Origin of the sequence: Eubacterium ventriosum (assembly GCF_025150745.1) — a bacterium.
In the GTDB taxonomy this organism is placed as follows: Bacteria; Bacillota; Clostridia; order Lachnospirales; family Lachnospiraceae; genus Eubacterium_G; species Eubacterium_G ventriosum.
Genome location: NZ_CP102282.1, coordinates 392,911 through 416,255 on the forward strand (window position 1 = coordinate 392,911; position 23,345 = coordinate 416,255).

At 35.1% G+C, this 23,345-nt stretch carries 16 protein-coding genes and 1 pseudogene; all 17 read right to left on the reverse strand.

The window, feature by feature from the left end; genetic code table 11:
- Positions 1-6 precede the first annotated feature (6 nt).
- The 17 genes and pseudogenes from NQ558_RS01680 to NQ558_RS01760 all read right to left on the reverse strand — a co-directional run bounded on the left by NQ558_RS01680 (position 7) and on the right by NQ558_RS01760 (position 23,290).
- On the reverse strand, positions 7-849 hold the full coding sequence (locus tag NQ558_RS01680) for a VirB6/TrbL-like conjugal transfer protein, CD1112 family (RefSeq protein ID WP_021952019.1): 843 nt from the start codon (positions 847-849) through the stop codon (positions 7-9).
- Between the two features lie 33 nt (positions 850-882).
- The gene (locus tag NQ558_RS01685; protein ID WP_005362042.1) at positions 883-1,236 is read right to left on the reverse strand and encodes a hypothetical protein; all 354 of its coding nucleotides are present in this window, start codon (positions 1,234-1,236) and stop codon (positions 883-885) included.
- A gap of 17 nt (positions 1,237-1,253) precedes the next feature.
- Positions 1,254-2,882: pseudogene (locus NQ558_RS01690) on the reverse strand (VirD4-like conjugal transfer protein, CD1115 family); the annotation flags it as partial.
- A 115-nt stretch (positions 2,883-2,997) separates the two neighbouring features.
- Positions 2,998-4,821 (reverse strand): group II intron reverse transcriptase/maturase, encoded by a 1,824-nt coding sequence (gene ltrA, locus NQ558_RS01695; protein ID WP_005359293.1) that lies wholly within the window; start codon positions 4,819-4,821, stop codon positions 2,998-3,000.
- A 685-nt stretch (positions 4,822-5,506) separates the two neighbouring features.
- A complete protein-coding gene (locus NQ558_RS01700) occupies positions 5,507-6,076 on the reverse strand; it encodes a type IV secretory system conjugative DNA transfer family protein (RefSeq protein ID WP_005362039.1) in 570 nt (189 codons plus the stop codon).
- On the reverse strand, positions 6,076-7,191 hold the full coding sequence (locus NQ558_RS01705; protein WP_005362037.1) for a PcfB family protein: 1,116 nt from the start codon (positions 7,189-7,191) through the stop codon (positions 6,076-6,078). Before NQ558_RS01705 ends, NQ558_RS01700 begins: the two co-directional genes overlap by 1 nt.
- A gap of 5 nt (positions 7,192-7,196) precedes the next feature.
- Complete coding sequence (locus NQ558_RS01710) at positions 7,197-7,574, reverse strand: hypothetical protein (protein WP_040446893.1); 378 nt, start codon at positions 7,572-7,574, stop codon at positions 7,197-7,199.
- A gap of 9 nt (positions 7,575-7,583) precedes the next feature.
- Complete coding sequence (locus tag NQ558_RS01715; RefSeq protein WP_005362031.1) at positions 7,584-8,675, reverse strand: hypothetical protein; 1,092 nt, start codon at positions 8,673-8,675, stop codon at positions 7,584-7,586.
- 32 nt (positions 8,676-8,707) lie between these two features.
- Positions 8,708-10,150, reverse strand: coding sequence for a relaxase/mobilization nuclease domain-containing protein (locus tag NQ558_RS01720; RefSeq protein WP_156774981.1), 1,443 nt, complete (start codon positions 10,148-10,150; stop codon positions 8,708-8,710).
- On the reverse strand, positions 10,128-10,469 hold the full coding sequence (locus tag NQ558_RS01725) for a plasmid mobilization protein (protein WP_005362027.1): 342 nt from the start codon (positions 10,467-10,469) through the stop codon (positions 10,128-10,130). The genes NQ558_RS01720 and NQ558_RS01725 overlap by 23 nt, the downstream gene beginning before the upstream one ends.
- A gap of 404 nt (positions 10,470-10,873) precedes the next feature.
- The gene (locus tag NQ558_RS01730; RefSeq protein WP_040446892.1) at positions 10,874-11,842 is read right to left on the reverse strand and encodes a DUF3991 and TOPRIM domain-containing protein; all 969 of its coding nucleotides are present in this window, start codon (positions 11,840-11,842) and stop codon (positions 10,874-10,876) included.
- Between the two features lie 5 nt (positions 11,843-11,847).
- Positions 11,848-12,390 (reverse strand): JAB domain-containing protein, encoded by a 543-nt coding sequence (locus tag NQ558_RS01735; protein WP_005362023.1) that lies wholly within the window; start codon positions 12,388-12,390, stop codon positions 11,848-11,850.
- 111 nt (positions 12,391-12,501) lie between these two features.
- On the reverse strand, positions 12,502-13,542 hold the full coding sequence (locus NQ558_RS01740) for a DUF5688 family protein (protein WP_005362019.1): 1,041 nt from the start codon (positions 13,540-13,542) through the stop codon (positions 12,502-12,504).
- Positions 13,543-13,612: 70 nt separating this feature from the next.
- Positions 13,613-13,972 (reverse strand): hypothetical protein, encoded by a 360-nt coding sequence (locus NQ558_RS01745; RefSeq protein WP_040446891.1) that lies wholly within the window; start codon positions 13,970-13,972, stop codon positions 13,613-13,615.
- A 331-nt stretch (positions 13,973-14,303) separates the two neighbouring features.
- A complete protein-coding gene (locus tag NQ558_RS01750) occupies positions 14,304-18,137 on the reverse strand; it encodes a DUF6273 domain-containing protein (RefSeq protein WP_005362015.1) in 3,834 nt (1,277 codons plus the stop codon).
- Between the two features lie 253 nt (positions 18,138-18,390).
- A complete protein-coding gene (locus tag NQ558_RS01755) occupies positions 18,391-19,110 on the reverse strand; it encodes a class B sortase (RefSeq protein WP_005362013.1) in 720 nt (239 codons plus the stop codon).
- Complete coding sequence (locus NQ558_RS01760) at positions 19,100-23,290, reverse strand: MSCRAMM family protein (RefSeq protein ID WP_005362009.1); 4,191 nt, start codon at positions 23,288-23,290, stop codon at positions 19,100-19,102. The genes NQ558_RS01755 and NQ558_RS01760 overlap by 11 nt, the downstream gene beginning before the upstream one ends.
- Between the last annotated feature and the right edge of the window lie 55 nt (positions 23,291-23,345).

Here is a 23,345-nt window from a genome sequence, read left to right on the forward strand (position 1 = left end):
TAACTTTTATAATCCTAATGCCCTGCTTGTAAGATTTTGTGCACCCTTTACCGTTCCTACTGTAAGTGCGATTGTAAATGTCATTTCACACAGATATATAAGTGTCTGAGTCCAGTCAGCATATTCTCCCGTAAATGACGGAAGTCCTGCACTTATTAGTGCATTGCACACTACTATAGCCAGTGCCATTGTCACAGCCTCAAACACAATTGATAAAAAGTACTTTGCATATGAAACCGCCGTATGGCTTACCATTCTGTTTCCACTGACTGTTGAAAATGCAATTGCTCCAAAAGGTACTAAAATCAGTATCTTTAGGAATCTGAAATACACTGTATATATCAGGAAAAATCCACACACTATGATGACAATGGAAAGTATTGATGCAAGTATCAGCATTACCAGACTTGAACCAAAGCCAAGATTTTTTATAATCTCAGCCTGTCCGCTGTCTATGGTAAGCTCTGCCATTTCTCCTGCTCCGACAAGTTTTACCAGATTGCCTGCGGAGGTAAAAAATGCTTTCATTATTGTTACATTGTTTGCTACAAGCCATTCTGCTATTCCTATTCTCATAAGCATACGAAGAATAACTTCAAACCTCATGTCCTCTTTTACATCCACACTCTCCGAGCAAAAACCAATAACAAAGAACAGTACAACCAGCGAAGAACCGACACCTACAAAAATTGGTTCCAGATTCTGTATTACTCCCCACGGACCCCCGCTTTTGAAACTGACCGGTGACTGTCCTAAGAGAGCAAATACAAGTGATATCTGATTGTTCCAGAATCCAAAGACCATCTCAAGCAAATCAAGTATCTGCTGTCCCAGATTAAAAATATCCAACTTTCATCACCTCTTTTCTTCCGTTTTTAGATTCTAAAATCCAAGAATTCCAAGAACTGATGATATTCCTGCCATCATTATTCCTGCTACAATTCCTTTAAGGGCAGAATTCATTGTGGACGAATCCTGTTGCTGATATGCCTGTGCAAACTCCATTACGTTTTTAGCAAGAATTATTACACCGATTGCTCCGATAATTGCCAGTATCAATGTTTTAAGATTATCAAGCGGTTTTGTTACAGAGCTTGTATCCGTTGCTAATACATTTGTACATTCAATCGTTGTCATCATTAATGCTCCAGATAATGCCGGAATCACATTGTTTTTAATTTTTGCACCAACTGTCTCTTTCTTATCTTTCATTTTCTTAACTAAATCTCTTATCATAATCTCTTACTCCTTTTCTAACTTCTAAATTTGTTTCTCATTTCTTCCACCGATGTCTCAGGATAAAAATATTCAAGAATCCTTTTAACCGGAATTCCTTCTTTCATTGCTGCCTTTGCTTCTTCCTTTTGTTCCTTTGAAAAGTTCCAGTTAAGTATTCGGTTTGTAACTGTGTCATCTTTTAATGCTTTTCTTTTTACCGTGTTTTTTTCACCACCTGAAGCATCATCATCCTGATACTCAAGTTCATATGCCATTTCCTTTTCTGCAGGACTTTTTTTCTCGTTACTTTGAGCTTTACTTAATCTCTTTTCAATTCCGTCATTACCAAGCAGCATGAATTGTTCCAGTGTCATTTCATCTATGTACACGTTTTCACCTTTTTCCTTTAGCTTTTCAAAATATGCCAATGACTGTTTATTAAGGATTTCAAAAGGAGGACCGACAAAAGTCGAATCCTCCTTAGGTGTGTGTATATAAGGTTTTCCTTTACCGTCAGCAGTCTGTTCAAACGCAGGATGCTTAAACGGTATAAATTTATTATCCACAATGGGATCAAATCCTCTGATAAATATAAGACACTTTTTATTGTCAAATTTTCTTGCCTCATCAGGTGTCATAAGTTCTCTTCCAAGCACATCATAGTTTCTTGAGCTGCTTCCCTGACGTCCTCTTGTTTCTCCGCTTGACCTCTTATCAATGGTTCCCTTTCCAAGAAGCTCTGATATATACTTATGGGTACTCTGCTCATTACCTCCAAGATAAATAAGCGTGTCGCAGTTTCCTGGAATTGTTTCCCACGTTTCCTTAAACAATGCTTTAATCTGTGCAAGGTTCTGTATGATGATTACAGAACTTATTTCCCTGCTTCGCATTGTTGACAGTAATGAACAATAGTCATCCGGCAGAGCAACGTTTGCAAATTCATCCAACATAAAAGTAACATGTATAGGTAATCTTCCACCGAAATTGAAATCCGCCTGATAGTATAGTTCCTGAAATATCTGTGTATACAGCATTCCTATAATAAAGTTGTAGGATTTATCCGAATCAGGAATAACACAAAACAGTGCAGTCTTGGTTTCACAATCTCCATTTACTCCGATGCCAATATCAGCAAGATTCATTTCATCTCTTGAAAGAATCCTTAGTACCTTCTTATTTTCAAGAAAAGCAAGTCTTGAATTCGCACTGATAATAATGGAGCGGACAGTATCTCCTGCCCCTCTCATACATTTGTTGTACTGCTTTACGGCAGGATGATTTGAACCAAGCGGGCTTGTCTCTTCCAAAGCTTTCATTATGGCATCAAGCTGTGATGGCTTACCCTTTTCCTTTACCTCAGCTTTTCCCATAAGTTTAAGTACTGTTTCAAAGTTTCTTCTTTTAGGTGGAACCTCAAGCCACACATAATAAAACAACGCCTGAAGGAACATTCCCTCGGCTTTTTCCCAGAACGGATCAGCTGATGTTGCCCCTTTAGGCGTTGTATTTGCAATTAGGTTTGTTATAAGTTTTATTACATCTGTTTCTTCTCTTATATAGGAAAAAGGATTATAACAGTCAGACTGATCCATATCTATAAGATTAATGACCTTTATGTTATATCCGTTATTTTTCAGCATCTCTCCCGTGCTTCTTAATATCTATAGCAATAGGTAAGGATTTGATATTATCTCCACCTTTTCCCCTGCTCTACACCGTACGTGAGACTTTCGCCTCATACGGCGTGCCATCATACATTTGCAAATTATTTATTGTCTAAACCTTTTGGTAATCATAATTTTGCCTTATATAATTAACTTTTTTCCATTGTTCTTCATTCAACTTAAATTTTCTTAATAAACCTTGGGCTTCAACCATCTTTCTCGTAAATATTGCCTTGTACACATCTGAATTTATAAAGATTATATTTCCGTGATTATTAGTTCCCCTCTTTTTTAAAGGTTTCTTTCTAATGCACTTCATATGGCTAACATCTAACTTCTTACCCGTTATGTAACAATTTCCTTGCTGAATGACATATGCTGATAAACTATTGTCATTAAATTCTATTGTTTCTGTTGGGTCTCTCATTTTAGCTATGGCTTCAAATTCTCTTTGTGTAATAAGCATTAAATTCTTGTGTATTTTCTCTCGACCTTTTGAAGTATAATTACTTATTTCCTGAGAGAAATTCATAGGACTCCTATGGTGAACTCCCGTTAATGGGAGTAAACACATATCTCCTATGGTTACAATTTTTGTTTCTTTCTGAATACCCATTGTTTGTTTTTGAAAATTAATGTCTGTTTCCTTAAATGGAATTGTTTTGCTAATGTCTCTAAGACGTATTCTTATGGTTGGTAAGAGAGCGTAATTCACATCCGTTAAATTGTTGTAAATATTTGTTGCTATGCAATAATAATTTTGTATTCCTCTAATGGCTGAATTATAGTTTTTAATTGCCACTGTTGGGTTGTCTTTTCGAATGTTAATTATTTTGGCTTTTAGATTGCTTTTTGCATTCTTAATTGCCTTGTCACTCATATCAGTCTTTGCTATATAACCATATCTGGTCTTCCCCTTTGGAACGACTTTTATTTTAAAACCTAAATATGTTGATGAGTTTTTCTTAAGATTTATGACTTTTGGTTTTTCTTCACTTATGTCCAATTTCAATCTTGTTTTTAAGAAATCCACTGTTGCGTGATACCATCTCTGTGCTTCGTTATAACTTCCACACATTATTTTGAAATCATCTGCATATCTTATTAGAAATCCATCTTTCAGATTGGTGTATTTCTTCGCATATGTTCGAAATGCTTCAACATTAGACATTCTGTTTGGTTTGAATGTTTCCCATTGATTACTTATCCACCAATCTAATTCATTTAAGACTATTAGGGATAGTAGTGGACTTATTATTCCACCTTGTGGTGTACCTTTTGTCGGTATTCCTTCTCCCTTTATTTCTGACTTAAGTATCTTACTTATGATACTTATTAAACGCTTGTCTCTTATTCCAAGTGTCCATATCTGTTTCAAAAGTTTTCCGTGGTCGACATTGTCGAAAAACCCTTTTATGTCAACATCAACACAGTAGTAATGCTTGTACATATTTATCATACTAACTGTTCTACTAATTGCGTGATGTGTGTCTCTGTTTGGTCTAAAACCATATGAATGGTTGTGAAACTTAGGTTCACAGATTGGTTCAAGGACCTGCAATATGCACTGCTGAACCAATCTGTCCCATATACACGGAATACCCAATGGTCTTTTCTTGTCACTTCCTGGTTTTGGAATGTACACTCTTCTGACAGACTTAGGTTTGTAGTCAGCTAACATCTCTCTCACTGTATTAATCACAGTTTCATCTGTTAGTTCTTTAATATCGTCTATTGTCTTTCCATCAGTTCCCTTGGTATTACTACCTTTATTACTCTTTAGGTTTCTATATGCTAACCTGATATTTTCTTCTGAACCAATAATCTCCAGTAACTTATAAAAGTTGTTACCGTTTTTACTTGCTGAATACAATGAATCATATACTCTTTGCATATCATAATATTCGTTGTATCTCAATTTGGTTTTCTTTAGCATGGTCTGTAACCTCCTATCTGGGAGTGATTACATCTCTTAGTCTTACTCGAACCCATACCATTCGACTTTAATTTGCTTAACTGTATGACTAGAGGTCTTCCCTCCACCGCTTATTATCACGGTTTCTTCGGTACTATACCTCCGCTTTCACTGACATAATCTCACTTATATCACTATTGTGATTTTCCCGTTTGATACGTTTCGTAGAAAGTAGATTCTCCACGCTGTCAGCTTCCAACGTTCCAAACACACTATCTTTACATCTATCCTTAGGTTCCTTCTATGAGCCTGTTACCTTGACACTGCCTGTAACAATGTATGGACTTTCATAAAGGCGGAGTCTTACTCGCCCACAGTAACGACACTATTTGTGTCACTATGCATTTCTACATAGTCCCGATATAGACCCGTACATTCGAAGTTTCGTCAGAAGAGCTTAACTCTCTTCATTCTCACCATAGATAGTTTATAGACCCCCGGCATATAGGATACACATCTCACCTCTGAAATGCTTTCGACATCTAATCTGTTTCGGTATCTCTCTGCCGACTTCACCGAGCTTCTTACACTTTAGTTTCTACTAACTTAGGTGCAAGTCGGAGGATTAGGGTTGCCTTTCAGGACGTTACTCCATCATTCGACATATCGTGTGTTTAGTTCTCCGATTTACTACTATTTTTTTTATTCAATTATTAGTTACAATCGTGCCATAGCTTTTCACTATGGAACGTTTCGCACCGCCTTTCGGATCAGTAACAATGAATGAACACTTATCAGGCATCTGCATAAGGTTTGGTTTTACTTCATAAAAAGTTTTTCCTGCACCGGAGCCACCGATAATAAGAACATTGTTATTAAGTTTTGTTTTTCTCGTATCAAGACTCATTCTTACATTCTGACTTAATATTCTGTTACAATGTTCATCCTTATCCTTAATTATTTTGTTTACCTGATTTATATCGGCAAACTTTGCAGTTCCGTATTCCTTGCCGGGCATCAGATTTCTTCTGCTTGTATAGTACATAAGTATTGCCATGCCATATGTAAGTACTGCGACGGTAACTGCCTTAACTGTTGCTTTCCCTTCATAATAGTTTTGAAAAGGCTCTGCAAACACATGATTTAATGATTCCATAAATTCATTAAAGTCCATACCCTGACTCCAGGCACCGTTTATCAGATATCCTAAATATGCTGCCAAAACTGCACCAATAAAAAGAAGAACAAAGGAAGTCTTTTTCTTCTTTTCTGTCATTATCTTCTGCTCCTTCCATGCTCTTCTGTTTTTAATGTAACTTCTTTATCAGGTTTCTTCTTTTCATATTTCTTTCTTACAGCAGCTTCCACACTGTCATAATGTTTAGAATATAATTCACTTCCCCTTATTGTCTGTACTACTCTGTTACTTCCGTCATAAAGTTTATATTCCTTTTCCATATCTAAAAATGTAAGCATTGTTTTTCCGTTATGTATTTCCATTATGTTTTCTTTTCTTATCCACACATAACGAACTTTTTCTCCCCATGTTCCTGGAACTCTTGTTTTAACAGCTGCCTGACTTTCCTCATCTATCAGTGTTTTTGATATTGTAATGTCTGAAAGATTATTGTTTTTTGACATGGACACTGCCTGTATTCTCTCTGCAATACTACGATAACTGTTAATTCTTTTTGTAAAGGCATCTTTATCCATTGCTGCCTTATAACTATTATCCGTATCTGACTTTTCCAGTGCCCCCATAGTAACAAGTTTTCCAATTATTTCTTTTGCATCATCACTTCCTATATCAAACTTATCTTTTATGGTATCATCCGATACATCATTTTTTTCAACGGCATAAAGACCTATTTTTTCAATCAGCTCCTGTATTGCCTCTCCTGCTTTTTCTTCCTCCTGTGTATGAAACTTACCGTTTTCTTCTTTCTGCTTTTGAAAGTAGTCAATAAGTTTATTCTTTCCCTCACTGTCACTCTTTTTTACATAGTCATCAAATGTGCTTATATGTCCTGATTTCATTTTCTGCAGCATAACATTAATTCTTGGTGTTGCTTCCGAATGAAAAATTATTTCAGTCTGTCCCTTATTGATATTGGGCATTGTGGAATACAGTATTCCATACTTTTTTGCAAGTTTTTTAACTTTTTTCATTTCACTGTTGTCAAACTGTAAAACCTGCAGGTCCCCTCCTCTCATCAAAAGCTTTCTCATTGAAGTTCTTCCAAGATTTTTTTCATAATCAAGCATTCCTTTTATTACATTTAGAACTTTTTTCATTGCTTCTATGCCGTCACTTCCAACTTTCATTGCTATCTCAATACCGTCATAAGCTACTCTTATAATCTGTACTGCTTCTGCTATTTCATCTGCCATATTTTTCACCTGCCTTCGTATTCTTTTACTTTATCCAAATTTCCGTTTTCAATTTCATATCTGTTAATGTCTACTCCGCATGCATTTAAAACGCTGCAAAGACTGTGAAGCATTTCTTCTTTTTCAATTCTCAACATTTCAAGAGATGCTATAAGACTTTCTGCCATCTCCACCCATAAAGGCTTTTTTTCTGCAATGGCAAGATATCTTTTCTTTATGGTTTCAAAATCCCTATCCTTGCTTTTTATCTCCTCAATCAGATTGCCGGTAATTTCTCTGTCTCCTGTGCTCATTCCATATTCCAGCACAAACACCATTTCTTCTTCCGACATTCCTTCCAGTCTTTTCTTAATCCATTCCGCCATTTCTCTCATTGATAACATATCTGCCTCCTATCCCTGCAGACCGTTTTCCAGCTCTGCAATCTCAATTATTTCTTTCATTCTTTCAGCAGGCACTCTGCTGTTTATGATGTCCTCCAATTGATTTTCAGTAAGACCTTTTTCAATGGCAATTTTTATCTGGACAAGCTGGTTTCTGTCTAATTCTCCATCAATTACAAGTTTTACAAGATTTCTCCTGCTTTTTGTTTTGATACCAAGTCTTGAAAAAATGCCTACCAGACCATGATTGTTTACTGATGTTTTTCTTTCAATGTCATTACTGTTAATTCTTACAACTGCACTTTTATTGCCTGCATATGGCATATTTGCTGACTTAAAAGAGAAATAATTATCGGCATCATTTCTTACATTATTAAAGGTTTCTTTATCCTGCTCATATTTCTTCTGCAATTTCTTTACCTTTTCTTTTAAAGCTTCATTCTCTGTTTTTAATTCCCCTGCTTCTTTTCTTTTTTCTGCAGCCTGCGAATAAGCTCTGTTTATCTCATCCTGTTTCTGTGACAGCAGTTCATCTTTTTCCTGATTTTCTTTAAGTATTCTTTCAAGCTCTTTCTGTTCTTTTTTATCCTGTGTAAGATTATTTAATACATCAGTAATTTCATCAAACTTTTTATCCGTGTTCCCAATGGATAACACCACCTCTTCAATATAATCCGTAAGTTTCTTTACATACTCAGGCTCCATTTCTGCCTCGTCTGCCAGGCTGTCAGTTTTCTGTAAAATATCATCATACTGTTTCTTCATTGCTATTGCCTTTTCGCCACTTGACAGTATTCTTTCCACATCTTCAATGGGAACTCCCTGTCTGTAAAAATCAAGTCCCATTTTTAGTTTAGCAACATCAACTCCTTCTGCCGTAAGTACTTTAATTGCTCTGTCATCATAATCAAAACGTAAACACTCCGAATAGATTCGCATTCTGTCTATGTCCATCTTCTTATCTGCATATTTTGCTATCTGTTCTCTTGTAAGACCATAATCTGCATCATAATTTATCAGTTCCATTACTTCTTTGCTTAATCCTTTTTTCTTAAATCCCTGCACAATCATATTTTTATCTCTTGTAATATCACTGCTCATTTATTACCTCCTGTTAAAAATAATAAAACAGCCTACTTTTGTGGCTGCTTGTCTTTTTCTTTTATTTGTTTTTCTTCTCTAACTTCTTCGATGCTTCTTCCAGATTTTTCATTTTCTTCTCTGATAATTTCATCCGAAATTTTTAATTGCTTTTTTACATCTTTAAGTATGCTTCGTAATTCTGCATACTTATTTTTATAATGTTCTTTTAAACTTCTTATCTCTTCTACGGTATATCCCTGATTTTTTATTTCATCAGAAAGCAGAATGTACTGTTCATGTTCTTCCTTAAAAAAGTCATCTCCTCTTATGTAACAGTTTTCACTCTCACTTAATTCATCAATCTTTTCTAAGGCTTTAAAAAGTTTTTCAGATGCTTTTTCACCACGGCGTACTCTGCTTATTTCCCTGTTAATACTTTTTCTTTTATCATCAAGTACCTGCCATCTGTCGTTTAATTCTCCTATATCTTTAATTCCATACTTTGATAAAAATGTATATTGTGCATGCAACTTATGCATCTTTTTTATGTCATCACGATATTTCCATGCCTGTGAATAAGATCTCTTTTTCAGTTTTCCTGTCCTGTACAGCTTTGCAAAGTATTTTTTCTGAAGTCCTGTAAGCTTAGCTCTCTTATATCTTGTAAATTTACAATACACTATCTTTGGCTGGCTTCTTTCTTTCTGTGGCTTATAATCTGCAATACTTTCTTCTCTTATTCTCTCTGTAATTCTTTCTTTTGTGTATTCACTGCCCCAGGCATCAATTCTCATATATCGTTTCATTCCCGGCATCATCACTGCCATATGTTTTCCCTGTTTTATGGTATATCCTTTTTCTTCCATCAAGCCTAAAAAACTGTCATAAGTTGAAGCCTGAACAATACATGAATCCACGTCTCTCATAACCATGTCTTTCCATATAAACTTACCGTCCCGATACGGGTTCCAGTCTTTATATCTTTCATTTATACCTTTTCCGTCAGCACTTATGTCTATGGTTGAAAGACCATATTCCTCACACAACCTGTTAGTAAGTGGCTGTATATACTTTGCCCAGTCACCTTTTTCGTATCTGTACTTTTTACCATTTACCATGTTCACGCTGTTAAATATAATATGCCCGTGCTTATGGTCTGTGTTATTATGTACGGAAAATACAACTTCATATTCATTTCCTATATATTCCTTTGCAAACCTTTGTGTTATTTCAAAGGCAGTATCATCATCCACTTCTCCTTCCTCAAAAGATATAATGAAATGATATGCCTGTCTTTTATCTGTTTTTCCAAATTTCACTTTTGTGCTTTTCATCCTGTCATATGCAAAGTCAGGCTGACAGTTAATACCACCCACCAATCTTCCGCCATCTGTCTTTTCAGATGCCTTAATATAATCAATTGCAGCTTTTAAATGCTTTCCGTGATAACCTGTGCCACAGTCACCTATATTAAGAACCTTTGTTACTGCCAATCTTTTTTTCCACTTCTCTAACTGAAAGAATCAGCTTTCTCATATATGACCTTAAACTTTCCATGTCATCACGTTTATAAAATCCTGCATTATTTTTTCTTGCTATCTGGTTTATGTTATTTCCTATGTGATTTACTTCATTAATCAGTTCTGAAAGCATCTGCCTTATCTCAGGATAATCTTCCGGTTTCTGGCTTAAAAGGAAACGCATATAATCTGAATCAGTCATACCATACATTTTTGCAAATTTTCTCAACGTCTTTGCTTCGGTTTCAGTAAATCGAAAATGCTTTACTACCTTATGTCTGTTATCTGCCATTTACATTACCTTCTTTCCTAGCGAGCAATAGCCACCCAATTAATTCTTCTTGTTTTGAAAATAATACACATCCATCTGCCACCTGTAGTCTCACCTCCTCTTATCCGTATTTTGTTAAACATCAATAAACCCTCGTCCCCATAAACGACCTGTCAGTCGCAAGATACGCATTTGGTGATACAAATGCCATTCTTGTTAGGGGAACAGCCCCTAAAACCCCTGATATATCTAATATTCTTCTTTCCCCCTGAAAAAGTGAGGGGGATTTTTAAAAGTTACTAAACTTTTTGACAGGGGTCCCCCGAATTTTTACCACGGAAATTTTTTATCTTATTTTTCTACTTTTTATTTTTGCCATGGAAATCCCCCCGAAATTTTGAAAGTCACTAAACTTTTCCGAGGTACTACCTGCACTTTTTCGGGGGGATTATATTTTTGCTTTTTACTGCTTTTATCCAATCGTTGTAATCTTTAAAATCCTTTGGTGGTGGAAGTTCACTGACTTCATATCCCTGCTTCTCATACTTATCTTTCAAAGCTTTAGACGCTTTTCTGCCCGGCTCATCATTATCAAGACATAATCTGATAAACTTTATTCCCGGATGTTCTTTAAGAAATGTCTCAAGCGGAGCATCCGCAACCATTCCCAGTGCGATTTTATTTGTTTCATAATCATCGTAAATATCACAATAACTTAACAAGTCTATTGCTCCCTCAAACACTTCCAGTTCATCTGAATTATCATTTGCTACATTAAAACCATATGTCTTGTCATTACCCTTTACGTCGCACTTAAATGCATGACCATTTTTATCAAAAACACCTCTCATACTTGCGAATCTTGTGGCTCCATTTTTATCATTTCCTTTAAAAACTATATTGTGGTAATCTCTTGATTCATAAATCAGTTTATGACTTACAAAGTAGTCAATGCATTTCCTGCTAATCATTCTTTTATTTTGCAGATACGAATAAAGATAATTAAAACTGTCTGATTCTTTAGGAAGAACAAATTCTTTTTCTTCTGTGTCTATACTTGATTTATCTACACAATGTTTCAGACTGTTATTTCTTTCACTGTCATCTGTTTTCTTATATCCTGCAAAATCAAGTAACCAAAAGACCGCTTCTTTAACATCCATTCCTGCAAACACTCGTAAGAAGTCTATCTGGGAGCCACCATTACTTCCCTTTTCACTTTGTCTCGACCAACGATACCAGTTAGTCCGATTGTAAATCCTTATGGAATCCATTTCCTTTAAGGTATAGTACTTTCCAATCTTTTTTACCGTGTAACCAAGAAATGAAGCCACGGAACATAAATCAACAGATTTTGCTATGTCTAATTCTTCCTCTGTAAATCTGTTATTCATTTGCATCACCTGCTCTTTTCTTTTTCAGCTACCATTGCACTGTCATTAAATTTAAGATTATTGTAATCCTGCTCAAAGACTGTTCTTCTATGCAACATAATCCCCTTTTCTCTCATGCTGAAATATTGTGCTTCATCACCACCAACAATTATGTGATCAAGTAATGGTATCTCCATTAAATCAGTAAGTTTTATAAGTCTGTCCGTAATTTCAATATCTTCCTTGGACGGTTTTAACGATCCTGAAGGATGATTATGAATCAATAACATATGCGCTGCATTTGAAAGAATGCTGGCTTTAAATATTTCTCTTGGACTTACAATAGACTGATTAAGGGAACCCATACTTGCCATAGTACAGTTAATGGGTGTATTATCACTTTTTAAGTTAACTACACACAAAACTTCCCTGTCCATTTCACACAGATATTTTCCAAGCACCTGAACTGCTGCTTCCGGATTTGAAATCTTTATGTCAGATAGAATTGGAGCTTCTTTTACAAGCCTTACAGACACCACGTTTAATTTAAAATCATCGTTTATCTTCATGTTCTTTATCCTCCCACTCCATCTGAATGACAAACTCTCCATCAATTGAATCTACAATTTCAGTCAATTCATCGAGCTTTTCAATCTTAATTTCAATCTCCATAATCTCACCTACAATGATTTATCCTGAATATCATAGCTAATTGATTCAGCTACTGATTTTCCGTCTAATCTCTTATTTGGTGCGTTTGTTGCAATGGTAAGCTCTCTTTTATTTCTGTCATAGTGATATACTTCATTGGATAATCTGTCTTCCAAATCCACCTGATTCATATTGATGTCAATTACCATCTCCTGTAATTCATCGGCACTATGTCCGTTTGATGATATTGCAATTACTTCATGAGTTGATGAAGGGATGATATAAATATCTGAATGTAAAATGGATGCTAATTTATCAAGATTTTCCGGAAAGAGAATTTCTGCTGCTCCATTAATTTTTCTCCTGTTTGTCATAACATACATTTTCGTTTGACTGTTATCCTCAACAACTTCACTAATTGTGTCGTCAATTTCTTTTCTTTCCTCTTCATATTCATCCCCTGCAATTTCTTCAAACAGCATCTCACTTATTACATCCTGCATATCCTGGATGCTTACCGGTAGAAGTTCAGGAGTATTCTTCATTGCCACTTCATATAGTTGTTCTTCATTCATTCCCATCTGACTGGCTACATCATTTGTTATTACCACTGAACTCATGCCACTTTTATCATTGCTTATAACTGCTTTATAAATAATTGACAAATCTAAGTAATCTCTGTGCGGAATGTTCTTAAGATATTCCTCATTCTGAGCTGTATTAACCAAAGTTACAACAACGCGATCTTTAAATGTTTCAACAGCAATATCTTTGTTTTTAATAGCCTCCGGAAGATTCTTATAACCATCTAACATAAGTTCTGCAGCACAATTCATTACATAATCCAAGTTATCTCTATGCTTGTACATCTCATAAAATTCACCTACATAAATAGTTGGTGAACCTTTATACTTACTCTTGCCATCCCCTGGTAATAAATTAATTGCATCCTTCTCGCAATTAACTTTAAATACCTTGTGTTCCACGACTCTATGCTCTTTAAATTCATCCGGCATATAATCTAAAAGTTTCTCTTTAAATACTTCTTTAAAAATTTCGTAATTCATCATTCACTATTTCCTCCTTAAACTAAAAAAGAAGATGCAGTCATACAGCTTACATCTTCCTTGTTTTTTTTCTTTATCTAATTTTTATTTTTTCTTCATAATCCCCGTTAATATCTGGATTCATAACTACACCACCATTAGGCTCTTTAGTTTTTTCTATATTTCTTTCTGAAAATGCCCTTACAGTTTCTTTGCCTATCCAGCTATTCTCATCTGACTTTATTTTATCCATAATTATTAACATTTCATCAGTGGGGATTTCACTAATATTCATATCAAATATCTTTTTCATTTTTTCAGTACTTCTTTTGCTTCCCGTTTCATAAATAAAACGTTTGACATTAAACTCTTTTGCAATATAATCACATATTTCATCACTGTTAATACAGCTTTCTTTTTTATTTACTTCATCTTCAGAAAATGTTTTGTGCAAAAGCGATAAAACTTAATATCGAATCGGTAATACAAATTATTATAGCAGTTACCAAAAGACCAATCCCAATAAAGATAATACCCCAACCTGATATTTTGCAAAAAACCTTGTCATCACTTGGAGTCACCTTGTCATAATGGTAACTATGAAGCAAAGTGATTTTTTCCTTTTTCCACAACAGATAACCTAAATATATAAAAAATGGGTGTCTCGCCTATATGTAATCTTTATTTGCCTTGTTTGTATTTATATCCGACTAAGAAAAAGCTGTCATTAGTTGCTACAAATATAATCAATGAGGTGGCAAATTACCACCTCAACCAATTCTTCACTATTTCGTTTTCTTACTCTTTTTCTTTGACCAAATAGAATACTTTCTCTTGCCATTTACAGTTATATAAGTTCTTATCCTTACATAATACTTTTTCTTTGCCTTAAGTTTCTTAATTGTCTTAGAAGTTATCTTTGCTTTCTTTATGGTTATCTTCTTTGCTTTCTTGAATTTACTCGAAGTTGAGTATTGAATTTGATAACCATTTACACCACTAACTTTCTTCCACATAATCTTAAGAGATTTTTTCTTGGATACAACTTTCTTTATAGAAGTTTTCTTTTTATTTACTGCTTTTGTTGTACTCCCTTTTGCTATATCTGTAGATGCTCCTCTTGGTTTCGTTACTTTTTCTGTTGTTTTATCTGTCAGTATTTCATTCAGTGTCGTTGTCGCATCAACTAATGCAGTGGTTGTTTCTTCAATTGTATCGACCGTAACATAACATAATGCTGATGCATAATCTGCTGTTGCCGTAATTATTGCAGTTCCTGCTGAACATGCAACTAGATTTCCTTCACTATCCACACTTACCACACTTGAATCTGATGAATTCCACGAAACCGTTCTATCTGAAGAACCTTCTGTTGTTATATTAGCTTGAATGCTCTTTTGTTCTCCTTCTTTCATTATTATGTTATTTTCTGACAACTCAATATCGTATGCATAAACAATCATTTTGGCATCATCAATTATTTGTTTTTCATTAGTGCTTTCATCTACCACATACATTCCTACATCTGAGCCTCTCAGTGTAAATTCAACAGATTTACTGCTCAAGTCAAAATCTTCTTTATAAACACAGTCTTCTATTGTTGATTCATCGTCAGAAAAATTGTATACAGCAACTGAAACTGTATCATCGCCTAAAATCTTTACAGATGCAACATTATCAAATACATATAGAAGCAGATTATTCCTTTCCTCTTGTTTATATATATACCCATACTCACTATTTTCAGAGATTTTGTCAGTTAAATCTGGTTTCCAAATCACATCTCCATCCGAATCATAGAATACTGCTTCGGCTTTTCCCTTTACTTCTATGACTTTTATACTATCATCTTCTGATTTACTCATTGACAATTTATTTGCCACAATTCTAGAATATGCTGATATGTTTGTTCCTAAACCGGTAATACTCGTATATTTTTTAATTTTTCCGTTATCACTAACATAAATATCAAATGTTGACTTTTTACTTCGATTCTTGTTTATGTAAATATTCTTTCCCGTTGTTTTTATTGCTACCTGTATATATTGATTTCCATCAATGACAGACAGTTCAGATTCAGGATTGTTCGATACTCCATAATTACTTATTATCAATTCGTCACTACCTGATGGATCATTAATAAATATTGGATTAGAAGATGTTTTCTTTGTTAATGAAATGGTATATATATCATTTCCACTTCCACCTTCCATAACACTTCCTGTATCATTGTCAAACAGTCTATCATCTCCCATATATCCATACAGGCTATCTGTTCCATCTCCTCCATAAATATAATTGGACACATTTCGGTCAAGCAGCCAATTTGATGGTGCTTTTAATACATCCAAGCCAGTCGTTCCAAGAAGGACCCTGCTTGTTTTAAATATACTTGTAATCCCAGATACACTTTCTATTGCTGATACATCTTTACTCCACTTTGACGTAGTTGATGTCTTTTCAACAATATCATTTAATTTAAAAGTGTCTGTATCTTTGTCATATGTTATAAATGACATTGCATGGTGTGAACCTGCCAGAGCAAGAAACATATCATTCTGTTCTGTTGTGCAGAATATATTTGATGTTTTATATTGAACCATTGGATAATATCCTTTATTGCTTGCCTGAATCCAATCTGCAACAAATGTCGATGTCCCTGTCCTTTGAATTTTACTAACTAACCCGGAAAATGCCTTTTCAAATTTTTTACTTTCACCTTCTTTCGCATATTGAACTAAAAAGTCAAATATAAATGACGAACTGCTCATTCCTTCTTCATCCGTATAATTGACAAAATTGAACGTGTCTGTTCCTGCAAAGCTTCCTGCTGAAACATTTGCCCTATCCGTAAAAGCTATGTCAACGATATGTCCTACTGCACCATCTATACAATATGCTTTTGCACCTGTCTCAATTGATACGTATGCAGCAAGTGCTCCACCTAATGAATGCCCTGTAATAGTAACATCTGCTCCTTCTTCATCTGCAATCTTCTTTATTTGCTTATAAAAATTTAATGCATCATCAAACTGTTCGGATAATGAATCAAACAGTGCAAATTCAAAATCTGTTGTTGTCCAATCATCAGATTTATTGCTAATTGCTGTTCCTTTTAATTTAGACCTAATATAATTTTCTATTATGTCTGTATGTAGCCCTTCACTTCCTCTATATGAAATAATATAATTTCCATCAGGATTTTTTAAGCACATACCATAAAATCCTGTACTGTTATTATGATTCATGGAATTTACTATTGTATAGTTTCCAATGACATCCGCATAGAATTTCGTATAAGTAACATTCTCATTACTCCATATTAAATCCTTCCATGACTTATTTACTTCAGTAGTACTTTTAATTTCATTATGCTTTTCATTTTCAACAAATTCTTTTACTGTTTTACCTATGTATGAATCGACAGTACTATATCCTAATTTTGCTAAAGCTGTGTATGTTACTACTGATGAATTTGAATATTTTGATAAGATTTCATACTTTTTAACAGGTTTATTAAGTTCACTTACTGTACCATCGCTACATACCGTCCCTGCATAGGAATAGAGATTAGAAGATGAAAGATTCAAATGCAAAGCGGGACGAACGGCATAATTATTGCCGTAACCTACAACATAACCATACCCATAGACATAACCGTCGCAATCGACACTAGCTACATTATTCGCATCATGGCCCGGCGACCGCAGCCACCAACCGCAGTTGCCCCGATAGTCTAATGATTTACTTGAGTCTGTTCCCATCGCCTTGCAATAGGTACTGCTTTTGCTTCTTCTTGCTTTATCACTCTCCCTGTAATCGGAATCAAATCCATAAGATGTGGCACTGTCTGTATATACTTCTGATTCTGACAGCAGGAAAATCTTATCATTGGTGTTGTTTCCACCATTTGTTCCATATTTAATACTATCATCATTGATGACGGCGGTTGTTTTGATTGCCCTCTGCTCCGAAGAACCAAATGCTGTGTCAAGAAAATTTTTACCGGTGTAATCTGTTCCACAGTCATTGGAAGATGCACTATAACCGTTGAGCCAGCTTCGGATGGTAGCGGTCTCCCACGTTACACTTGTATAGGATGTATTATACCTCTGGTCATCCAGTCCTTTATCTGCCAGCAAAAAGGCGTCATTTCCATTAACACTCAGTACACGCCACTTGATTGGCTCATATTTGAAGTAATGGTATGTGGTGGAATCCGACCAGTTATAAAATCTGCTTAATCTATATGTGCATGTCGCATCGGACATCTGAATCCTGCGGTATTTGTTGCCGCTGATGGTGATATCTCCATTGGCACTCCATCCTGCTGCGCTTTCTAACTGATTGTACAGACTGTCGGATATGATGGTATCACCATCCTGCAACAGGTTACTATCCAGCGCCGTGTATTTTCCCGATGGTATCACCTCAGCCTGTGGATAACTACCAAACCACACGCAGTCCCATACGGTATCGCCATTGCTATTCTTTGATGGGTTCTGTAATGTGTGGGTGGCTGCCGATACGGTACTGCTTATACCATAGATCGGCAGCATGGTTACTGCCAGTGACAGTGCAAGCATCACTGATGTTAGTTTCTTAAAATGTTTCTTCATTGAATGGTTCTCCCTTAACGTTATTAATCATATGAGCTACATCTCTCGGATAGTGTAACAATATGTCGTAAAATAAAAAATAAGAATGCAGGTTTTCCAGCATTTGATATATGTCATTATTTCTACATTCTTATTTTACAATATATAACAAACAAGGCAAATAAAGGTTACATATGGGCAAAACTCCCATATGTTCCACATATAAATTTAATCCAACTATAAATTCTAATTTGTTTATATAATTATACCATACCTATTCTACCAATTCTACTGCAAACACTACAAATCTATAATCGTCGCCCCTGCTGTTATCACACGTTGAAAGTGTCAGTATTTTTTCTCCATACTTCGGTGTAATATCAATATCATAAATGCTATACTGCTTTGCTTTGTTAATGAATGTATCATAATCTGACTCATCCTGTGCCATTACAAACTTCCAATATGGAAAATCATTCTTATTTACACTAATAACAGAAAAAATCTTATATTTCTTTTTGTCTTTTGTTGTAAATAAGATATTTTTATGCTTCTTGTAAAAATTCTCATCTCTGAGCTGTATCAAAGCACCAAACATCTTCCCGCCATTTATGTTGTGACCATAGATAATCAGATTATCTGACTTTTCTAAATCACAATATGCTGACAAATAAGGAGTACCATAAAAGCTGTAGTTTTTATCTATATCATGATTAAGATAAAAATCCGGATTATCTTTTGACTGCATTACTGGATAACTTATCGTTGTATCAGGAATTTCCAAATATCCGATAACGTCTTGGTTTCTTTTTCTCAGCTTATCAACTATATTATTATCATTCATTGTCTGAGCTTCATTTTGAATATTGACAAACTGCTTTTCTTCTGCATAATCTTCCTTTAACTGATTTACAGCCATTCCGGTAAATATAACCAGAATGGCTGCAACAAATAAGAACAGAACTACATAAACACATGATCTCTTACTGTTCATTATCCTTCTTCTTTCCATGATTGATTCTCACACATGAGTAGGTTGTTAGAGTACCAATTCCAAACAGTAATGCTAAAGCATACAAAAGAATATTTCTTTTGTTTCCTGTCTGTGGTGTATCCGGCACTTCCGGAATACGTTCATCCACTACCTTTAATTTTTGTACCTTTCCGGTATCCTTAACTGTAATCTTTACATCTTCTGCCTTCTTATAATGCTCTGGTGCTTTCTGTTCCACAAACGTATATGTTTCACCGGCTTTTAAGATTCCATCAAGCAGTACAACTTTTTTTGTTGTGGTAAATTCATATACTTTCTTACCATTACTGTCTAATACTTTATACTTAGCACCCGGAAGTAGCATTTTAGTATCGGATGCTATCTTTGAAAACTCTATCTTCGTTGTATCATCCTTCATTGATACTTTCTGGATTTCCCCTGTATCAGAAACAGTAAACTCCACATTGTCAGCAGTTACAAATCCGTCTGCAGGTCTTTTCTCAGTAAATACATATGTCTTTCCTACAGCATACTTACCTTCAACTATGTGTTTATACTTTGTTGAAGTCCACTGTTCCATCACTTCACCAGTTTCTTTATCTGTTACTTCAAGCTCACAACCCGGAACTTCTTTCTCCCCAGTGATGTTTGTTTTTGAAAATTCTACCTTTGTGGTGTCATCATACATTACAACCTTGTTTGGATTAGTTTCTATATACTCATCTCCATTTTTTACAAACACCTGTGTACTATACTGAGCTTCATCTACTCTTAACTTAAGCATAAATGAAATATCCGTTGCAGTAGTATATCCGTCAGCAGGCTTTGTTTCTGATAAAACATATTCTTTATCATGAAGAAGTCCCTTAACTTTTATGCTCATATCATCATCCATATTAGCATCAAAGTTAACATATCCCATTTCAGATAATTTCTCATTGATTCTGATTGAATCCTTATCTCCTGTAATCCAGCTTACAATTTTATTTCCATCTGTATCTGAAATTTTCAAATGACAGTCCGGGATTTCTACACTGCTTGCAATCATTAACTTATCCACTTCAACTTCTGTCTGCTCGTCACTGACTATTGCCTTTGCATAAACTGTTGCCGTTTCCTGATTTTCATATTCAAGATGTACAAATGTCGGTTCTTCTGATATGTAGTAACTGTCTGAAACACTTTCTTCCAAGAAGTAATAGTCTCCTGAATTGAGAGGTGCCTCCACTTCTCCGTAACCTTCACTCATTACCGGCACTGAAAATGGAATTTTCGCTGTTCCATCAGCTCCCGTTGTAACTGTTGTAATCTTTGAATCAGCTTCAAGTATTACATTTCCATCCATGTCATATATGTTGTCCTTTGTGTAAAAACCAAACCTTGTATTTGGGACAGGCTTACATGTCTTTGAATCCTGCTTTAGTACAGTAATGTCGGTTGATACTAAATCGTTCTTAACTTCTAATACTCCATCAGTTGTATTTTCCGTAATGTCTAATACATAATCATCATCCTGACTTTTCCATACAAAGTTCAAATCCCATGTGTTCATCTTTGGCAAAACATATCCATAGACAGTCTGTTTCTCTTTGATTTCATATGCTCCCAGTGGTACATTAAGTGTTACGTCTCCGTTTTCATCTACGTCTACTTTGCATATTCCATTACAGTCTGATGTAAACTCTGCACCCTGTCCGGTAGCAATTGTTGCTACCAAATCACCTGCAGCAAACCATGTTGTTCCCTGTCCGTCCTGTGTCACAATGTCCTCTTTGGCATAAAGCTCAAATACTACATTTCCAAGTCTTACATCTTCATACTGAAACGGATTTTTAATTACAGAAAGTGGCATAATGTCAGGTAATTTGCTTGCCACTTCAGGCACTTGTGCCACTGATTCACTTTTAAATCCTGATACACTAGGACCTGTCTTTTTAACCGTAAACTTTCCATAGGTTTCATCATTGTAATATTCATACTCTGCGTACAAATATTTATTTCCGTCTGCATCAACCATTGTTTTATATAATTTACTGTTAATCTCAACATTGATAAAGTTCTTGTCATTCTTAAAGCCTTCCGGTCCGTTTACTTCATAAACCCTGTATGTACCTGACTTTAATTTTTCATAAGTAATGATTTCTCCTGATTCGTCTGAAACAAATTTATCCATCGTTACAATTTTATTTCCATTATTATATGACTGCTTTACAAGAGTTTCCGTGCCATCTGCATTTACCTTATAAATCTGATAAGTTGTATTTGCTTTAAGCACAGTCTGCTTTGTCTGAGAGTCCTTCTTTACAATCTTTAGATACGCTGTAAACTCAGGGTTATTTAAAAGATACTTATATGTCTCTCCGTCTTTTTTCACATCTACTAAAAAGTCTGGAGCAAACTCTGTATCTTTGTCACCACTAATCTGATGAACAATATATGTTCCGTATGGTAATTCTTTTGTAATTGCAAAACCCTCTTTATCTGTTTTAATCAAATCTCTTTCTGTTGCTTTTGCCTTATCATATGAACCGCTCGAAGCAAGGAATACCTGAAACTGTGCATTTACTTCTTTTTCCACAATACCTGCACTTCCATCACCTTTACCTTTAATGATTGATATTTTTCCCTTTATAACATCTTCACCTAATTCAAGTTTAGACTTTGCACTGTTATACTCTGCAGTATATGCCTGTCCGTTTTCATTTACTGTATACACTTTTTCATTTTTAAGATAACCTGTCGGCGGTGTTATTTCTTTAATGAAATAATCTTTTCCACATCTTACATAATCTGTTTCAAACTGATTATCTGCATCTGTTGTATACTTTTTCATTAACTTTGTACACGCCTTGTCTTCATACATACCATAAACTGCACCTGCTAAAGTAGCATCTCCCTGAGTTGCTTTTCCCGTTTCATTATCAATCTTTACAGCAGTTAATTTTACTTTCTTATAATTGTTAACTATATCAAACTTATACGCTTTTTCATATTCACCATATTTCCCTGATGAAGTATCCGGCCAGGAACCATTTTCCTTTGTCCAGCTCTTATCAGACTTTATAGTAATTGTAACTCCTTCGGAAATGCTTCCCTGTGCAATAATGTTTGCATTTCCTGTATCCAATTCTTTAATAACATACTTGTTACTTATTGCCTTCATCTGCTTTTCTAAATCTGCTTTGATTAATTTCTCTGCTCCGTCTTTTGACAAATCACCGGCATATTTATATCCTTCATCATCCAGTTTATCTTTAATTTCCTTTTTTGCAGTATCTGACATATCTTTCAAATCATCAGCTTTACAATAATAGTAATTCTCAGACTGAATCTGATAATCAAACTTGTATGTAATTTTACCGTTTGAATCAGTCAATGTCTCAATTTCAAATCTGCTCTGGTCTTCATCCACTTCATCGCCTTCAGGATCTCCCCATCCGTTAAATCTGAACGAATACAGTTCCTTAATGTTCTTGGCAGTTAATAAGAATTTAACTTTTGGAAGTGCATTATTATCTTCATCCTTTTTTGTAAGTGTAATACGTTGTCTGTATCTCATTTTGTCATTCAATGGATAAAACTTATAATCTTCTTCTACCTCTGTGCTATTAATCTCCATCAACACCTGTCGGGAAGATGCAGATGATGTCCATTTTAAAATGGAGCACATTACAACATGGTCTACATTAAAAATCTGATTATAGATTTCATTTACTGTTTTGTCATTATAATATCCAGTGTTTTTCCTAACCTGTTTAATAACATCTTTAAACTGGCTTTCACTTGTTCTTCCTTCTTCTGCGCTCCAGATTAAACACTGAGCATAAACCCACGCCTTATTTGCTTTATTTTTTGTAAAAGCATACCAGTGTCCAATTTTTGCCTTAGCGGCAGTTTTTGCGTTAGTACTGTCGCTTGATATTTCGCTAGTTGATGACACATATACATCTCCGGTATGACATGCTTTTCCTAAATCCAGGCAAAACACAGGTTTTTTATTTACCAATGTTTTTAGCCACGTTCCGCTTTCACTTTTGTCACCAATATTGACAGTTCCTAACTGTCCTATATTAACTAATGAAGCAGTACCGGTTGCTGCCTTTATCTGTGTCTGTGGCAGTACCGTAACGGACATGATAACTGCAAGCATCATTGCCACGAATCTCTTTATTCTATTCATTGTTTAAATCTCCTTTCAAAAGAAAAAGACCGCCTAAAAAGACGATCTTTTATCA

Coding starts and splice junctions, on each gene's coding strand:
- NQ558_RS01685 (WP_005362042.1), bottom strand. CDS start 1,236: ATGATAAGAGATTTAGTTAAGAAAATGAAAGATAAGAAAGAGACAGTT.
- ltrA (WP_005359293.1), bottom strand. CDS start 4,821: ATGCTAAAGAAAACCAAATTGAGATACAACGAATATTATGATATGCAA.
- NQ558_RS01700 (WP_005362039.1), bottom strand. CDS start 6,076: ATGACAGAAAAGAAGAAAAAGACTTCCTTTGTTCTTCTTTTTATTGGT.
- NQ558_RS01705 (WP_005362037.1), bottom strand. CDS start 7,191: ATGGCAGATGAAATAGCAGAAGCAGTACAGATTATAAGAGTAGCTTAT.
- NQ558_RS01710 (WP_040446893.1), bottom strand. CDS start 7,574: ATGTTATCAATGAGAGAAATGGCGGAATGGATTAAGAAAAGACTGGAA.
- NQ558_RS01715 (WP_005362031.1), bottom strand. CDS start 8,675: ATGAGCAGTGATATTACAAGAGATAAAAATATGATTGTGCAGGGATTT.
- NQ558_RS01725 (WP_005362027.1), bottom strand. CDS start 10,469: ATGGCAGATAACAGACATAAGGTAGTAAAGCATTTTCGATTTACTGAA.
- NQ558_RS01730 (WP_040446892.1), bottom strand. CDS start 11,842: ATGAATAACAGATTTACAGAGGAAGAATTAGACATAGCAAAATCTGTT.
- NQ558_RS01735 (WP_005362023.1), bottom strand. CDS start 12,390: ATGAAGATAAACGATGATTTTAAATTAAACGTGGTGTCTGTAAGGCTT.
- NQ558_RS01740 (WP_005362019.1), bottom strand. CDS start 13,542: ATGATGAATTACGAAATTTTTAAAGAAGTATTTAAAGAGAAACTTTTA.
- NQ558_RS01750 (WP_005362015.1), bottom strand. CDS start 18,137: ATGAAGAAACATTTTAAGAAACTAACATCAGTGATGCTTGCACTGTCA.
- NQ558_RS01755 (WP_005362013.1), bottom strand. CDS start 19,110: ATGAACAGTAAGAGATCATGTGTTTATGTAGTTCTGTTCTTATTTGTT.
- NQ558_RS01760 (WP_005362009.1), bottom strand. CDS start 23,290: ATGAATAGAATAAAGAGATTCGTGGCAATGATGCTTGCAGTTATCATG.